General features: G+C 73.8%; 13 protein-coding genes. 2 read left to right on the forward strand and 11 right to left on the reverse strand.

The features are described from left to right. Positions 1–154 precede the first annotated feature (154 nt). Positions 155–1,009, reverse strand: a complete 855-nt coding sequence (locus AB0J33_RS22275; RefSeq protein WP_363615932.1) for a hypothetical protein — start codon at positions 1,007–1,009, stop codon at positions 155–157. Positions 1,010–1,107: 98 nt separating this feature from the next. Here AB0J33_RS22275 and AB0J33_RS22280 point away from each other — a divergent pair, with 98 nt between their 5' ends. Beyond that, positions 1,108–3,810, forward strand: coding sequence for a wax ester/triacylglycerol synthase domain-containing protein (locus AB0J33_RS22280; protein ID WP_363615933.1), 2,703 nt, complete (start codon positions 1,108–1,110; stop codon positions 3,808–3,810). Beyond that, positions 3,801–4,550, forward strand: a complete 750-nt coding sequence (locus tag AB0J33_RS22285) for an SDR family oxidoreductase (RefSeq protein ID WP_363615934.1) — start codon at positions 3,801–3,803, stop codon at positions 4,548–4,550. The genes AB0J33_RS22280 and AB0J33_RS22285 overlap by 10 nt, the downstream gene beginning before the upstream one ends. Positions 4,551–4,576: 26 nt before the next feature. Here the strand turns inward: AB0J33_RS22285 and hpnH are convergent, their stop codons facing one another. From hpnH to AB0J33_RS22335, 10 genes are all read right to left on the reverse strand, one after another. Beyond that, complete coding sequence (hpnH, locus tag AB0J33_RS22290; protein ID WP_363616031.1) at positions 4,577–5,575, reverse strand: adenosyl-hopene transferase HpnH; 999 nt, start codon at positions 5,573–5,575, stop codon at positions 4,577–4,579. Between the two features lie 2 nt (positions 5,576–5,577). Then, positions 5,578–7,107: a 4-hydroxy-3-methylbut-2-enyl diphosphate reductase gene (gene ispH / locus AB0J33_RS22295; RefSeq protein WP_363615935.1), complete on the reverse strand. Its 1,530-nt coding sequence runs from the start codon at positions 7,105–7,107 to the stop codon at positions 5,578–5,580. Beyond that, positions 7,104–9,056 carry a squalene--hopene cyclase gene (shc, locus tag AB0J33_RS22300; RefSeq protein ID WP_363615936.1) on the reverse strand — a complete coding sequence of 651 codons (1,953 nt, stop codon included), beginning with the start codon at positions 9,054–9,056 and terminating at the stop codon, positions 7,104–7,106. The genes ispH and shc overlap by 4 nt, the downstream gene beginning before the upstream one ends. Beyond that, positions 9,056–10,063, reverse strand: a complete 1,008-nt coding sequence (locus tag AB0J33_RS22305; RefSeq protein WP_363615937.1) for a polyprenyl synthetase family protein — start codon at positions 10,061–10,063, stop codon at positions 9,056–9,058. Before AB0J33_RS22305 ends, shc begins: the two co-directional genes overlap by 1 nt. Beyond that, positions 10,060–11,436, reverse strand: coding sequence for a hydroxysqualene dehydroxylase HpnE (gene hpnE, locus AB0J33_RS22310; RefSeq protein ID WP_363615938.1), 1,377 nt, complete (start codon positions 11,434–11,436; stop codon positions 10,060–10,062). Before hpnE ends, AB0J33_RS22305 begins: the two co-directional genes overlap by 4 nt. Continuing rightward, entirely contained in the window at positions 11,433–12,302 is an 870-nt protein-coding gene (gene hpnD / locus AB0J33_RS22315) for a presqualene diphosphate synthase HpnD (RefSeq protein WP_363615939.1), read from the reverse strand. The genes hpnE and hpnD overlap by 4 nt, the downstream gene beginning before the upstream one ends. After that, positions 12,299–13,156: a squalene synthase HpnC gene (gene hpnC, locus AB0J33_RS22320; RefSeq protein WP_363615940.1), complete on the reverse strand. Its 858-nt coding sequence runs from the start codon at positions 13,154–13,156 to the stop codon at positions 12,299–12,301. The genes hpnD and hpnC overlap by 4 nt, the downstream gene beginning before the upstream one ends. A gap of 801 nt (positions 13,157–13,957) precedes the next feature. Continuing rightward, positions 13,958–14,368, reverse strand: coding sequence for a hypothetical protein (locus AB0J33_RS22325; protein ID WP_363615941.1), 411 nt, complete (start codon positions 14,366–14,368; stop codon positions 13,958–13,960). Between the two features lie 84 nt (positions 14,369–14,452). Further along, on the reverse strand, positions 14,453–14,680 hold the full coding sequence (locus tag AB0J33_RS22330) for a ferredoxin (RefSeq protein ID WP_363615942.1): 228 nt from the start codon (positions 14,678–14,680) through the stop codon (positions 14,453–14,455). Continuing rightward, positions 14,677–15,906, reverse strand: a complete 1,230-nt coding sequence (locus AB0J33_RS22335; RefSeq protein ID WP_363615943.1) for a cytochrome P450 — start codon at positions 15,904–15,906, stop codon at positions 14,677–14,679. The genes AB0J33_RS22330 and AB0J33_RS22335 overlap by 4 nt, the downstream gene beginning before the upstream one ends. Positions 15,907–15,931: the final 25 nt, after the last annotated feature.

Genomic DNA, 15,931 nt, shown 5'->3' on the forward strand with positions numbered 1-15,931 from the left:
TTCCGCCCTGCGGCCGACGCCGAGAGTCGGAATTATCCTAGTAACCCTCAATTGGCTCGTTAAGCTGACGATCGTCTCGAAAGGGGCGGTGCCCCTTCGCCGCGTACCGCCTGGGAGCGCCCACATGTCAGCGACCGCGTCCGCGCGTCCCGACTCAGCACCGGCTGTGGGTCGCCTCTTCGCGCTGCGGAGGGTGCGGCTCGGCGTGTCGGGCGAGCGCGACCGCCCCGCCGACGGCCAGCGCGAACCCCACCGCCGCCACGGGCACGGACCCGGGCCGCACCCCGTCGCCGAGCAGCAGCCAGCCGGCCGCCGCCGGAGCCACGGTCTGCCCGAGAGTGGTCGACGCGGAGGCCACGGTGACCGTGCCACGTTGCAGGGCCGTGGCGTAGAGCAGCACGCCGGTGAGCCCCGCGACCACCACGGCGTACGTGGCCGGGCTGGTCAGCACGTCACCGACCGTGCCGGCCGCGCCGATGAGCCGGGCGCCGAGCGCCGCGCAACCGAACGACACCCCGGCGAGGAGACCCGGCACGGCCGGCCCGGACATCCGCGGACTACCCAGGTACGCCACGACGGCCAGGGCGAGCACCGCCGCGAGCAGCCACCACCCGGCCGACCCTGGCGCCTCGCCCGGCGGCCGGCTGGCCGCCGTGATCACCAGGAGCACCAGGCCGACCACCACCGCACCGATCGCCACCCAGTCCCGGGCGCCGAGCCGGATGCGCAGTACGAGCAGGGCGATGACCGCGACCATCCCGAGGTTGGCCGCCTGCACCGCCTGCACGGCGAAGAGCGGCGTGGTCCGCAGCGCGGTGAAGGTGAGCAGCGAGGACGCGCCGTCGAGCGCCAGACCCGTCGCGTAGAGGCCGTTGCGCACCAACCGCAGCAGAAGGCGCGGGTCGAGGTGCTCGGTGGCCGCCACTCGGCGGGCGCCGACCGACTGCACGATCGCCGCGGTGGCGCTGCACGCCGCGGCGATGATCGCGAGCACGAAACCGAAGGCCATGACGGATTCCCGTGGGTCTGGACGCCGGACGGGACCGCCCGGGGCACCTGCGCATACCCGTCTTCGGCCGGGTATCGCCCCCGCCGTGCGAGCGGCCGGTGAAGGCGACGGATCGGCCGGCCCCGCCCGCCGGGTCCGAGCCGGACCAGCGGACAGCCCGGCGGGTGCTGGTCGTCTCGGCCAACATCGGGGGCGGCCACGACGCCACCGGTCGGGCGCTGGAGGAGCGCGTCCACGCGCTCTGGCCGGGGAGCCGAGTCGGGTGGGTGGACACCCTCGACGTCATGGGGCCGGGCGTGGGCCCCGGCTTCCGGCGCACCTACGTCACCAATGTCGCGATGACACCCTGGTTGTACGAGTTCTTCTGGGCCTCGCTCTGGCGGCACCGCTGGTTCGCCACGGCCTCCAAGTGGTTCACCGGCGCCTGGGCCGGCCGCCGGCTCGCGGGGACCATCGAGGCGTTCGACCCCGACCTGATCGTCTCGACCTATCCGCTGGGCAGTGCCGGTCTGGCCTGGCTCCGCCGGCGTCGCGGGCTCGACGTGCCGATCGGCGCGTGGATCTCCGACTTCGCCCCGCACCCCTTCTGGGTGTACCCGCAGCTCGACCTGAACGTCGTGGTGCACCCGTCGGCGCTGCCGGTGGCGGCGGTCGCCGCGCCCGGGACACCGCTCGGCGTCTGCGCCCCACCGGTACTCGATCGGTTCCATCCCGGCGACCAGGTCGAAGCAGCCCGGCACTGCGGTCTCGACCCGCAACGGCCACCGGTGGTGGTCGCCTGCGGCTCGTACGGCTTCGGCGCGGTGGAGGAGGCCATCGGCGCGCTTGTCGGTATCGGGGATGCGGTGCAGGTCGTCGCCGTCTGCGGGCGCAACGAGGGGCTCGCCGATCGGCTGGAGGCGTTGCACAGTCCCCCGGGCCGGCTGGTGGTCCGCCGGTGGGTCGACGACATGCCGACCCTGCTGCGGGCCGCCCGACTGCTGGTCACCAACGCCGGCGGGGCGACCGCCCTGGAGGCGTGGGCCACCGGCACGCCGGTCGTGATGTACCGGCCCATCGCCGCGCACGGCGCTGCCAACGCGGCGCTGATGACCGCCGCGGGGCTCGCCGAGACCGCCCAGGATCCGGCCGCCCTCGTCGCGTGCGTCCGTACCCGGCTGGTCGATCGACCGCCGGCCCGCCTGGTCGAGTTCCCACCCGGGCCGTTCCTGCCGTACCTCGGGCTGCCGGCGTTGGCCGACCGGCGACCGCCCGCGGAGGCGGAGGAGGAGGCGGCGGACGGTTCGCGACCCGGTGCGCGGGCGCCGGACGGCCGGCCGCCGAGCTGGCCGCTGCGCGCCCAGGACGCGTTCTTCCTGCACGTGCAGTCGCCCACGGTGGCCCAGCAGATCGGCACCGTGCTGGATCTGGACCCTCACCCGGACGGCCGGCCGCTCACCCGGGCAGACCTGACCGCGTTGCTGGCCCGGCGGCTGCCCGCGATCGCGACCCTGCGGCGTCGTCTGGTGCCCCGGGGTCGTTGGCGCCGGCCCGGTTGGGTCGTCGACCGCCACGCCGACGCCGCCGCGCACCTCGACGAGGTCCGGGTCGGACCCGACGACGACGCTGCCGAAGTGGTGGATCGGTTCTGGTCACAGCCGCTGACCCTCGACCGCCCGCCCTGGCGGATGCTGCTGGTCAGCGGCCTCCCCGACGGCCGTACCCGGGTCGCGGTCAAGCTGCATCACTGCCTCGGTGACGGGCTCTCCGCGATCGGCGTCATGCACCGCCTGATGGACGCGGCCGGCGACCGGACCCCACCGCGGAGCCCGACGCCCGACACCGACGCCCCGACACGGGCCGCGGCCGACGACCGGGGCGACACGGCTGCGGACGCGGGCCGTGCACCGGTCCGGCGGGGACGTCCGGGCGGTCGGGTCCGGGAGGTGGCCCGGCAGGCCCGGCTCACCGCGCGGGGGCTGATCCGTCTCGCCAGGCAGGGGCCCGCGCCGGGCAGCCCGCTCAACCGGCCTCTCAGCTCGCCGCGTCGGCGGCTGGTCACCGCGAGCCTGCCCGCCGCCGACGTTCTTCGCGCGGCCCGCGCCTGCGGCGCCCACAGCAGCGAACTGATGGTGGCCCTCACCGCCGGAGCGCTGGGCCGGGTCCACCCGGCGCCGGCGCCCCGACGGCTGCGGGCGATGTTCGCGGTCTCCGTCAGCCCGCGACGACGGTCGGCCACCCACGGCAACTGGACCGGCGCCGTCAGCCTCGACCTCCCGCTGGAGCGGGTGGCGACCCGTGACCGGGTCATCGCCGTACGCGAGTCGCTGCGCGCCGCGCTCGCCAACGGCGAGGCGGAGGCCGCCGGTCTGGTGATGCGGGCGATGGGTGCGCTTCCCGCGCCGCTGCACGCGGCGGCGGCCCGGCGCGTCTACACCAGCCGGAACCTCAACGTCATCGTCTCCTACCTGCCGGCGCCGTTTCGGACGCAACGGCTGGCCGGCGCGTCGGTGCGGACGGCCACCCCGGTGGTCGCCCTGGCCGGCGGGGTGCCGGTGGGCATCGGCGTGCTGCGGTGCGGCGTCGCCTTCGAGATCGGCGTGCTGCTGGACGAGTCGCTCGCCGACAGAGGCACCGCCTTCGTGGCCGCGCTCCGCGCGGACCTGGCCGAGTTGCTCGCCGACATCGACGCGGGCCCGGGTGGGAACGCCGTGGTCTCGGGCGGGGACGAGGGCGACGCAGCCGTGGACGTCGGTGAGCCGGGGGCTGACGTCGCGGTGTCCACCGGGCCGACGCCGCCGGGGATACGCCGATGCGCCTGACCGGGTCGGTGGTCCTGGTCACCGGCGCGTCGTCCGGTATCGGGGCCGCGCTGGTACGGCGGCTCACCCGGGCGGGCAGCCACGTCCTCGCGGCCGGCCGGGACCCGGACCGCCTCGACCGGCTCGCCACCGAGACCGGCGCGATCCCGCTGCGGGCCGACCTGGCCCTGCCCGGGGCCGCCCGCAAGCTGGCCGAGCGGGCCATGGACCGGCACGGCCGGGTGGACGTGTTGGTCAACAACGCCGGCGTCGGCTGGGCGGGACCGTTCGGCTCGATGCCGACCGAGCGCGCCGAGGAGATGCTCGCGGTGAACCTGCGGGCCCCGGTCGAGTTGACCCGGGCGCTGCTGCCCGGCATGTGCCACCACGGCGGACACCTGGTCTTCGTCGGCTCGATCGCGGGCCGGCTGGGAGTGGCCGAGGAGGCCGTCTACGCGGCCAGCAAGGCTGGCCTGGACGCCTTCGCGCGCAGCCTCCACCTGGAATCCGCCTGTCCCCGGGTCGGCGTGACCGTGGTGGTGCCGGGGGTGGTGCAGACAGCGTTCTTCGCCCGTCGGGGCCGGCCGTACCACCGGGACCGGCCCCGCCCGATACCGGCGGACCGGGTGGCCGAGGCGGTGACCGACGCCATCGCCCGCAACCGGGCGGAGGTCTACCTGCCGGCCTGGCTGCGGGTGCCGGTGGCGGTGCAGGGCCTGCTGCCGGCGGTGTACCGCCGCCTGGCCAGCCGGTTCGGCTGACCCGTCCGATGTGCCGCGGCCGGCGGTCAGTTCATCCGGGCCGCCCGCAGCGACTGGCGCAGCGAGGACATGGTGGCCAGCACCGCCGTCGGCTCGTAGCCGCAGTGCGCCATGCAGTTCGCGCAGCGGGGATCGCGCCCCCTGCCGTAGCTGTCCCAGTCGGTCGAGTCGAGCAGCTCCCGGTAGCTGCCGGCGTAGCCGTCGGCCATCAGGTAACAGGGACGCTGCCAGCCCAGCAACGAGTACGACGGGATCGCCCACGCGGTGCACGGGAAGTCGACCCGCCCCTCGAGGAAGTCCAGGAACAGCGGCGAGTGGTTGAGCCGCCAGCGCGCCCGCCGGCCACCGGCGAATGCCTTACGGAACAACTCCCGGGTCTCCGTGACGCCCAGGAAGTGCTCCTGATCCGGGGCCTTCTCGTAGGCGTACGCCGGCGAGAGCATCATCTCGTCCACGCGCAGGTCGTCGTTGAGGTAGTTGAGCACCTCGATCACGGTCTGCGGGGTGTCCGTGTTGAAGAACGTGGTGTTGGTGGTGACCCGGAAGCCGCGCCGCTGCGCGTCCCGCACGGCCGCCACCGCCTCGTCGAAGACGCCGTCCTTGCAGACCGAAGCGTCGTGCCGCTCCCGCAGCCCGTCGATGTGCACGGTGAAGGCGAAGTACGGCGATGGACGGAACTTCTCGATCTTCTTGGGCAGCAGCACCGCGTTGGTGCAGAGGAACACGAACTTCTTGCGCCGCACGAGTTCGGCGACGAGGGTGTGGATCTCCGGGTGCATGAGCGGCTCGCCACCCGCGATGGAGATCATCGGTGCGCCGCACTCCTCCACGGCGGCCAGCGCCTGCTCCACCGGCATCCGGCGCTTGAGCAGGCTCGCCGGCTGCTGGATCTTGCCACAGCCCGCGCACTTCAGGTTGCAGGCGAACAGCGGCTCAAGTTCCAGCAGCAGCGGAAATCTCTCCCGCCGGCGCAGCTTCTGCCCGACCAGGTATTGCGCGACCCGCAGGCTCTGACGCAACGGCATACTCACGGCTGACGTACCTCCTTCGGCAGGGTGAAACGCACGTCCTCCACAGCAGCGGTGTGCTCACTCACCTCCCCCGCCCCGAGGGCGGTGAGTGCGGCGACGAGTTCGTCGACCAGCCCCGGGGGCGCCGAAGCGCCCGCGCTGACGCCAACCGTCGCCGCCCCGTGCAGCCAGCGCAGGTCCACGTCACCCACGTCGTCCACCAGATACGCCCGGGACCCGGCGCGCTCTGCCACCTCCACCAGGCGGCGGGAGTTCGAGGAGTTGGCCGAGCCGATCACGAGGACCAGGTCGGCCTGCCCGGCGACGGCGGTGACGGCTCGTTGCCGGTTGGTGGTGGCGTAGCAGATGTCGTCCGAGCCGGGACCGGCCAACGCCGGGAACCGCCGCCGCAGCGCATCGATGATCTCCGCCGCCTCGTCGGTCGCCAGCGTGGTCTGCACCAGGTACGACACCCGGCTCGGGTCGTCCACCCGTACCGTCTCGGCCGCCGCCGGGTCGGGCACCAGGCGGATCTGCTCGGGCGCCTCGCCGAGCGTGCCGTCGGTCTCCTCGTGTCCGGGGTGCCCGACCAGCAGCACCGTGTCGCCCCGGCCCACGAACCGGCGGGCCTCGGCGTGCACCTTCGTGACGAGGGGGCAGGTGGCATCGATCACCGGCAGCCGCCGGTCGGCGGCCTCCTGGCGTACGGTCGGCGCGACCCCGTGCGCGGAGAAGACGGTGAGCGCCCCGTCGGGGACCTCGTCCAGTTCGTCGACGAAGACCGCGCCCAGCGCCCGCAGGTCGTCCACCACCCGGGCGTTGTGCACGATCTGCTTGCGCACGTAGACCGGTGGGCCGTGCCGGCGCAGCGCCTGCTCCACCACCGCGATCGCCCGCTCGACCCCGGCGCAGAAGGACCGGGGCGAGGCCAGTACGACCCGCTGGACACTGTGCGCCGCCGACCACTCGTCCAGCGCCGCCGCCACCGCCGGCAGCACGCGCAGCGCGGTGCGGACCCGACGCACGGTGGACGGCCGGTACAGCGGCCCGGCCGCGGTGTCGGCGACCACCCGGACGCAGGCCGCCGGCGCCGAGACGCCGGCCAGCAGCCACGCCGATTCGAGGTCGGCGACCAGTGCGCCGGTCGCCGCGAGTCGGGCCCGGGTCGCGCCGTCGACCAGCCGGTGGGTGCTGACCACCGGGCCGACGTGCACCCGCAGGCCACGTCGGCGCAGCGCCGCGGCGAGCAGGGCCGCGTCCGGCATGCGCAGCACACCCGGCGGGCGGTGCGGAGTCAGCGGATCGGCGCGTACCTCGCTGGCCACCACGACATCGCCGGGAGCCAGGCCGTGGGCCAGTCCCCCGCCGATGCCGGCGACGGCGACCGGGCCCGATCCGGTACGCCGGCTGGTGGCGGTCGAGCGGGCGCGCCGCCATCCGACACCGGTACGGCTCAGCGCCAGACCCGGTCGGTCGGGCAGGCCGCGCCGCAACGCGGCGGCCTCCAGGCGCATGGGCGCGAAGAGCATCCCGTCCGGGCCGGTCACCGGGTCACCGTGGCCTCGACACCGGTGTCCCGCGCGCCCAGGATCCGACCGAGCGCGCTGACCGGGAAAACCAGCCGGTACAACCCGTAGTTGATGTAGAAGTCGCCCGGGAAACCGGTGCCGGTGTACTGCGGCTCGTCCCAGCCGCCGTCCGGGCGTTGGGTGTCGACCAGCCAGCCCACGCCGCGACTCGCCGGCTCCCCCGCGCCGTGGCCCGCGGCGTGCAGCGCGAGCAGAGCCCAGGCGGTCTGCGACGCGGTCGACTCGCCGCGGCCGATCCAGGCCGGGTCCCGGTAGGAGCGCAGGTCCTCGCCCCACCCACCGTCCGGGTTCTGGTGCGCGACCAGCCAGTCGACGGCCTTGCGCAGCGCCGGGTGACCGGACGGCAGGCCGGCCGCTACCAGGGCCGGCACCGCCGCCCCGGTGCCGTACACGTGGTTGGCGCCCCAGCGGCCGAACCAGGAGCCGTCCGGCTCCTGGGCCCGCAGCAGCCAGTGCACGGCGCGTCGCAGCGGCACGGTGTCGGCGAGACTCTCCGCCGCGAGCGCCTCCACGATGTGGGCGGTCACGTCGGCGCTGGGCGGGTCGATGACCTCGCCGAAGTCGCAGAACGGCAGGTCGCCGACGACCGCTCGGGTGTTGTCCGCGTCGAACGCGGCCCAACCGCCGTCGCGGCACTGCATGCCCAACATCCACCGCGTCGCGCGCAGCACAGCCGGCTCGGCCGGTACGCCGGTCCGCCGCAACGCCATGATGACCTCTGCGGTGTCGTCGGTGTCGGCGTACCCGTCGTTGTCGAATTCGAAGGCCCAGCCGCCGACCGGGGTGTGCGGCCGGCGGACGGCCCAGTCGCCGCGGACCCGGATCTCCTCGTCGAGCAGCCATTCGCCCGCCCGGACCAACGCGGGGTGCCCGGCCGGTAGGCCGGCGTCGGAGAGCGCGATGACGGCGAGCGCGGTGTCCCACACCGGCGACTGGCACGCCTCCAACCGGCGGACCGGGCCCTGTGGGGTCTGCTCCCGCACGGTGAACCGGTCCAGCCCGGTCAGGCCGGCCCGCAGCACCGGGTGGTCCAGTGGGTAGCCGAGCAGGTGCAGTGCCATCAGCGAGTAGACCCAGGGTGGTTGGATACCGCCCCACGAGCCGTCGGCCTCCTGGCGGGCCACCACCCACTCGGCGGCGCGTCGCAGGGCGTGCCGGCGGACCGGTCCCCGGGCGATCCGCTCGTAGGCGTTGGCGATCCGGTCGAGCCGGTGCAGCAGTCCGGGCCGCGAGGTGAGCCGGGGCGGTCGCGCCGCCACCGCCGAGGTGTGCAGCTCGTCGACGGCGAAGCCGAGGTCCCGTACCGGGCGCAGCGCGCGGACGATCGACAGCGGAACGATGGTCTGCCGCGCCCAGCAGGCGAAGTCGTAGATGTTGAACGGCATCCACGACGGCAGCAGCACCAGCTCGGGCGGAACGGCGGGCAGCTGGGACCACGGCCAGTGCCCGAACAGGGCCAGCCAGAACCGGGTGAACACCCGGCTGGCCGCGATCCCGCCCTGTCCGCGGACGAAGCGGGCGGCGGCTGCCATGTGCGGCGCGTCCGGCGAGTCGTCGGCCAGTCGCAGCGCCACGTATGCCTCGATGGTGGTGGAGAGGTCTCCCGGACCACCGTGGAACGTCGCCCAGGACCCGTCCGGCCGCTGCTGGGACCGGATCCACCGGGCCGACTCGCTGGTCCGCTCCGCCGTGCGGATGCCGAGGAACTGCCGGAGCAGCAGGTCCTCGGCGTCCATCGTGACGTTCGTGGCGAGCTCGCCCTTCCACCAGCCGGCCTCGTCCTGCAGGCCGAGCAGGTGTTCCCGGGCGCGACGCAGGGCCTCCCGGGCGGCGCCGGGCGGGTGCGCGCCGCTCGGAGGGCCGAGCGAGACGGACGCGGTGGGTTCTGGGGACAGCAGCTCGGTCATCAGTGATCCCGCCCGGTGATGAAGGCGGCGATGTGGGTCAGCTCGCCGCGTACGTCCTCGGGCAGGTCCAGGGCGGCCAGTTCCTCCCGGGCCCGCTCGGTCTCCTGCCGGGCCCGCTCCCTGGTCCACTCGCGCGCGCCGGTCGCCTCGATCAGGTCGCTCGCCCGCGTCACGTCCTCGCCGGTCAGTGGCGCCGGCGACCGGTACAGCTCGGCCAGGGCGCGACCCGCGCTGTCCCCGCTGGTCACCGCACGCACGACCGGGATGCTGCGCTTGCGGGAACGCAGGTCCGATCCGACGGGTTTGCCGGTGCGCCGCGGATCGCCCCAGATCCCCAGGAGGTCGTCGATGAGCTGGAAGGCCGTACCGAGGTGCAGTCCGAACCGGGACAGCCCGTCGACCAGGGTCTGCGGACCGCCGCAGAGCAGTGCCCCGAGCGCGCACGAGCTGGCGAGCAGCGCGGCGGTCTTGTTCCTCGCCATCGTCAGGCACTCGTCGAGGGTGACGTCGTCGCGCCGTTCGAAGCCCAGGTCGGACGCCTGCCCGGCCAGGAGCGCCCGGACGTCCAGGGCGAGCCGCCGGGCCGCGGGCCACCCGCCGGGCACCTCGATGAGCGCCTCGTACGCCAGCCCGATGAGGGCGTCGCCGGCGAGGATGGCCGGGCCGACCCCGAACACCGTCCACGCCGTCGGGCGGTGGCGGCGTTCGGTGTCACCGTCCATCACGTCGTCGTGCAGCAGCGAGAAGTTGTGCGCCAGCTCGACCGCGGCGGCGGCCGGGACACCGGCCTCGGGCTCGGCGCCGGTGGCCCGGGCCGAGAGCACCGCCAGCATGGGGCGCAGCCCCTTGCCCTGCCGGGCGGCGGGTGAGCCGTCGGCGTCCCAGTACCCGAGCTGGTAGCCCGCCACCAGACGATTGCCGGGGTCCAGGCGGTCGAGCAGCGCGCGGATCGCCGGCTCCACGTGGCTCTGGAGCTGGTCGGTGCTGCTACTGCCTACAACAGTCATCGTGCGGCCTCCGTCTGGTGTCGGGGCCGGGGCACGAGTTGGCGGGCGACGACGTCGGCGGCCTCCCGGCCGCTGCGCACCGCGCCCTCCATCGTGTCCGGCCATCCGGTGTCGGTCCATGCGCCGGCCAGGACCAGCCCGGGCAGGCGCGTGGTCGGCACCGGCCGGTACGCCCGGGTGCCAGGGGTCTGTCGGAAGGTGGCCCTCGGCTCCCGGGTCACGAACGCGTCGCGCACGGGGGTACGCCGGGCCGCCGGGAACAGCTCGGCAAGGGCCGCCCGCTGCGTCGCCACCAGCTCGGCAGCGGGACGGTCGACAAGGGCGTCGGCGGCCGACAGGGAGACCACCAGGTGCTGGTCGTCGGCACCCGCCTCCGACCGGTCGAAGATCCACTGCGCCGGGGACTCGACGGCGGCGGCCATCGTCAGCGCGGTGACCGGCCGTTCGTAGCGCAGATGCACGTTGACGATGGGCACCGCTCCCAGCCGGTGCCAGTCGCCGGCGGTGGGCGCGGCGGCCGGCGGCACCAGCGACGCGGCGACCTGGTGCGGCACGGCCAACACGACCCCGTCCGCGCTCAGCTCGCCGTCGTTCAGACCGATGCGGAAACCCGCGGGTTCCGGGTGGATCCAGCGCACCCGGGACCGGGTGTGCACCGTGACGCCGAGCCGGGCGAGCAGCCGCCGGGCCGCGACCGCGTGCAGGTCGGCCAGGGGGACCAGGGCCCGGCCGATGTCGCCGGCGTCCGCGTCGTCCAGCAGCCCGGTGCGGAACACCTGGGCGGCGAGTGCCAGCGACGCCTCGCCGCACGGCAGGTTCAGCGCCGCCACGCAGATCAGATCCCAGAGCCGCCGGCGGCTGCGTTCGCTCTGGCCGTGTTCGACCAGCCAGTCGCCGAAGCTGCGCGCGTCGGTGGCGGGTCGCTCGGGGTCGACGTGCCGCAGCGCCGCGCAGGCGCGCGCCGCGGCGAGCCGCTCACCGGGGCTGAGCAGCCGGTAACCGGCGAGCGCGGGCAGCAGGTGCGCCGGTGCCGGCAGCCGGCTGCGGGCCAGCAGGTGCGGTGCCCGTCCCGGGAGCAGCACCGGCACCGCGAACCGCGGTTGCAGGTCGGTGCCGGCGGAGGTCCCGAGCCTTTCCAGCAGGCCCCGGTACGCGTGGTAGCAGCGCAGGAAGACGTGCTGCCCGGTGTCGACGGTCAGACCGTTACGGCGGAAGGAGTAGGTGGCCCCGCCCAACTCGGTCCGGCTTTCGAGCAGCGTCACCGGCAGGCCGAGGTCGGCAAGCCGGATGGCCGCCGTGATGCCCGCCAGCCCGCCGCCGATCACACAGACCCCGCCCGTACCCGTCAGCGGGGTTTCCAGCGACCCGGTCATGCCGGCCGCCCGACGAGCGCGCGGGCCGCCACCCAGGCTTTCTCGTGCCCGGGGAGCGACACCCGACGGTGGGTGACGGCCAGCGGGTCGGCCGCGATGCGCGCGAGCAGCCGCCGGTAGATGCCGGCCATCGCGGCGGTGCACGCCGCGCTGCGCCGGTCCAGCATCGGCAGGAGCCGCAGCCCGATGTCGTACCAGTGGGCGGCCCGGTCAGCCTCGAAACGCACCAGCTCGATGAGCCGCGCGGGCGGGTCGGTGAACCCGCCGTCGTTCAGGTTCAGCGTGCAGCCAAACCGTTCCAGGTCCTCGGCGGGCAGGTAGACGCGCCCGTCGGCCCGGTCCTCGACCAGGTCACGCAGGATGTTGGTCAGCTGCAACGCCACTCCGAGCGCGTCGGCCAGCGGCGCGGCGCGGCGCGGGTCGCCGGTGCCGAACACGCCGAGAGAGAGCCGGCCGATGGAACCCGCCACGCACCGGCAGTACCAGTGCAGTTCCTCGAAGGTGGCGTACCGCCGGCCGGTCACGTCGGCCGCACAGCCGTCGATCAGCTCGTCGAACGCCTCCAGCGGTATCGGCATCCGGGTCGCGGCGTGACCCAGCGCGGTGAGGACCGGATCGCCGCCGGCGTCACCGGGCAACCGCCGTAGCGCCGCCCGGATCTCCCCCAGTCGCTCCAGCTTCTCCTCCGGCGGCAGGTGGCCGTCGCCGATATCGTCGATGCGGCGGGCGGCGGCGTAGATGGCCGAGAGGACGCGGCGTTTCGCCGGCGGCAGCAGCCGGATCCCGTACGCGAAGTTGGCGGCCTGACTGCGGGTGATGTGCTCGCAGCGGCGGTAGGCGGCCGCCACGTCCATGGTCGCGGTCATCCGGCGCTCCGCACCATCGCGCCCAGCCAGCGACGGAAGACCCGGCGGTTCCGGGGACGCACGGTCGCCCGCAGCGGGTCGTGGTCGGCGCCGGCCAGCGCGTCGAGGGTGGCCCGGCCGCCGGCGACGTAGCCGCCCACCGCCAGCCGGGCCCACCCGTGCAGGGCCGACACCAGCGGGGCACCGGCGTCGATCCAGGCCCGGGCCCGTTCCGCCTCGAAGCCGATGAGCTCCCGCAGCCGCCGGTCGGCGGTGGGGCCGGAGAGATCGGCCTCGGTGACGCCGAAGCGGTCGAGATCCTCGGCGGGCAGGTAGACCCTGCCCCGGCGATAGTCCTCGGCGACGTCCTGGAGGTGTTCGACGAGTTGCAGCGCGGTGCAGATCCGATCGGAGAGCGCGAGCCGCGCCGGCCCGACCTGCCCGAAGACGTGCAGGACCAGTTCCCCGACCGGGTTGGCCGACAGGGTGCAGTAATCGACCAGTTGCGTGAACGTCGCGTACCGAGTGACGTGCTGGTCGACCCGGTTGGCCTCGATCAGGCGGAGCATTGGGTCGAGCGGCAGCCGGCACTCAGCCACCGCGGGCGCGAGGGCGCGCACCACCCGGTCGGTCACCGGCTGGCCGGCATACAGGGCCCGTAGCTCGGTCTCCAGCCGGTCGAGGGCGACGAGCCGGTCGACCCCGGGTGCGAGCGGCTCGTCGCCCAGGTCGTCGACGTGGCGCGCGTACCGGTAGACGGCGAGCAGATCACGGCGGTGCCGGCTGGGCAGCACCCGCAGCGCGACGGGGAAGTTCTCCTGTGCCCGCGCCTGCTCGATCCGGCGGGCCGCCAGGGCGACGGCGGGTGGACTCATCCGGGGTTGCCTTCCTTCGGGGCGTAGGGCCGACGGTGGTGGGTCATCCAGGCAGTGGGGTCAACCGCGTACGCGGGCCGGTCCGCGCCCGGCGAGCGGCGGCCCGGCCGGGGCGCGTCGGTACGAACGGGTGCGGCGTCGCCGAGTCGGAGGTCGCCTGGTCCGACATCCCGCACCTGCTCGGCGCGTCCGAGCCGGCGTTCCCGGCCCGATCGGCACCAGGGTGATCATGTCGAGGCCAGGCGTGAGGTGGCCGCCACGTCGACAGGACGGCGCCCTCAGGAACACCCGGATCTCACCGGCGAGCAGCCGAAACCGGCCGCCGTTCAGCCACTGGAGATCGGTGGGCTGCTTGACACTGCCGAGCAGGAACATCATCTCTCCGTCCGGGTGATGCGAACGCGGCGGCGGCGATCGAATGGATCGCCGGCTGCGGATGCGCCGCCGCGGCCTGAGGCGTCCGGCGGCGGGCATCGCGCAGCACGCTGCGGATTACGGTGGCCCGGCCGTCGTGGTCGCTGGCGGCGCCACGACGAACTAGATCACCTCATACCTGCATGAAATAACACTAGTCGGCCCTATACCTCTAACCGCTCGAAATCCGAGCGAATGCCTCGCAGCGCACCCATCCTCGTCAGGTCGCGCCTGCCGCGCGGGTGATTCCTGGACGGCCTGGGTGGGGCGGGCCGGTAAGGGCGCTGACGTACCCGGCATCGACGCGTCGCCGCACAGGAGGACGGCAGCCATCCGTCCTGACGAGCTGCTGTAGGCGCGCTCGGCGCCCCCGACCGGAGCGTGCCGCTACCCGGCCCTGCCGTGGGCCGTGAGGTCATCGCCGCTGAATACGAGGCAGCCGAGGACGTCGGCCAAGACGGTTCGCTGAACGTGTGACAGGGTGTTCACGAAGATCGCGGCATCGATGTCCGCGTTGCGGCACGCCTCGGCGATCTCGCGGATCTTGCCGTGTGTCAGCAGGGTCCGCCGCGAGAAGGGCATCGACATCCGGGCAGCCCCGCCGGGGCGCTGCTTCCACCGATCGGAGGCACCCCGGCGTTGGACGTACCGGCCCACCACCCGGCTACCGCGGGCCTTGGCCAGGGCGGCAAGCTCGTCTAGCCGGACGTCATACTTCTTTTCCTTGGCCGAGAACAGGCCGACGAGTACGACATCGGCACCGTCGAGCGGATCACCAACGTCCTGGTACTGCTTCACGCTGACATGATCACTTTCAGCATGCCGTGGGGACCAGAGATTTCCGGACCCGTTGACCGCCGCTGGCCACTCGCTGGGACGGGGTCACTCCTGCGGCGCGATCAGCCGATCGTCGGTGGCGTCGCGCACCGTGATCGCTTCCACGGGGCACGAGTCGGCGGCGTCGAGGACGACCTCGGCCGGGGCGACGACGTCGGCCAGCGGCACGGACAGGCCACCAACCAGGTGGAAGTGCTCGGGCGCGGTACCGGCGCAGATGCTCGTGCCAATGCAGCGGCGCGAGTCCACCCCGATCCGCCACGTGGCACTCACCACGCCACCGGCATGCCGAGCAGGCCCCGCACCAACATGCCGCGCTTCCACTCCAGCTCGGCTTCCGGTACGGCGAGGCGCAACCCGGGCAGGCGGGTCACGAGGGTGGCGACGGCGACCTGCAACTCCATGCGGGCCAGCTGCGCGCCGACGCAGTGGTGTACGCCATGCCCGAAGCCCAGGTGCGGATTCTGCTCGCGGTCGAAATCCAGCCGGTCCGGGTCGGCGAAGACGCTACCGTCCCGATTCGCCGACGACAGTGACCCGAGAACCGGCTCACCTGCCCGAACCAGCACCCCGCCGACCTCGACGTCCTCCTTGGCGTACCGGGCGAAGGAGGACCCGACGCCGAGCGGTACATACCGCAACAGTTCCTCGACCGCGGCCGGCACCAGCGACGGGTCGGCCCGCAGCCGGGCGAACTGGTCCGGATTCTGCAGCAGGACGTAGACGAAGTTGGGGATCTGGGTCACCGTGGTCTCGTGCCCGGCCGCCAGCAGCCCTGCGGCCAGCTCCACCAGCTCGGTCTCACTGAGCCGATCCTGATTCTCGTCGCGGGCCCGCACCAACGCGCCGAGCAGGTCGTCGATCCCCGGCTCTCGGCGGCGCTCGGCCACCAGATCACCGATGTAGCCCCACAGATTGTTGAGGTACTCCTGGATCGTCTCCACCGGCAGCGAGGTGGTCGAGACGATCGCCTCGGACCAGATGTGGAAGCGGTCGCGGTCGGCGTACGGGACGCCGAGCAGCTCGCAGATCACCTGGATCGGCAGCGGCGTGGCGACGTGCTCCACCAGGTCGGCCGGGGGCCCGAGCCGGACCATGTCGTCGACCAGTGCGTCGGCGATCTCCTGGGTCCGGGGGCGCAACGCCTCCACCCGACGTGCCGTGAACGCCTTCGCCACCAGCCGGCGCAGCCGGGTGTGATCGGGCGGGTCCATGGTCAGCATGCCGCTGTACTGCTGCCGCGCGGTGAGCCGGGGCTCGTCGCGCTCCACGGCCGGGGCGCGGCCGAACCGCACGTCGCCGAGCACCGTACGCACGTCCTCGTACCGGGTGGCCAGCCACGCCTCCTCGCCGTAGGGGAGCTTCACCCGGGTCATCGGCTCGTTCTCGCGCAGCTCGCCATAGGTCGGATCGACGACGAGGCGGTCGGGCACACTGAACGGGTACGGTCGCGCGGGCGGAACGGCTCGGCTCTCGGTGGTCTGGGCGCTCTCCGTCATCCGGATTCCCTTCGTCGAGACGGCG

It is taken from the genome of Micromonospora sp. NPDC049645 (assembly GCF_040675155.1).
Taxonomy (GTDB): Bacteria; Actinomycetota; Actinomycetes; order Mycobacteriales; family Micromonosporaceae; genus Micromonospora.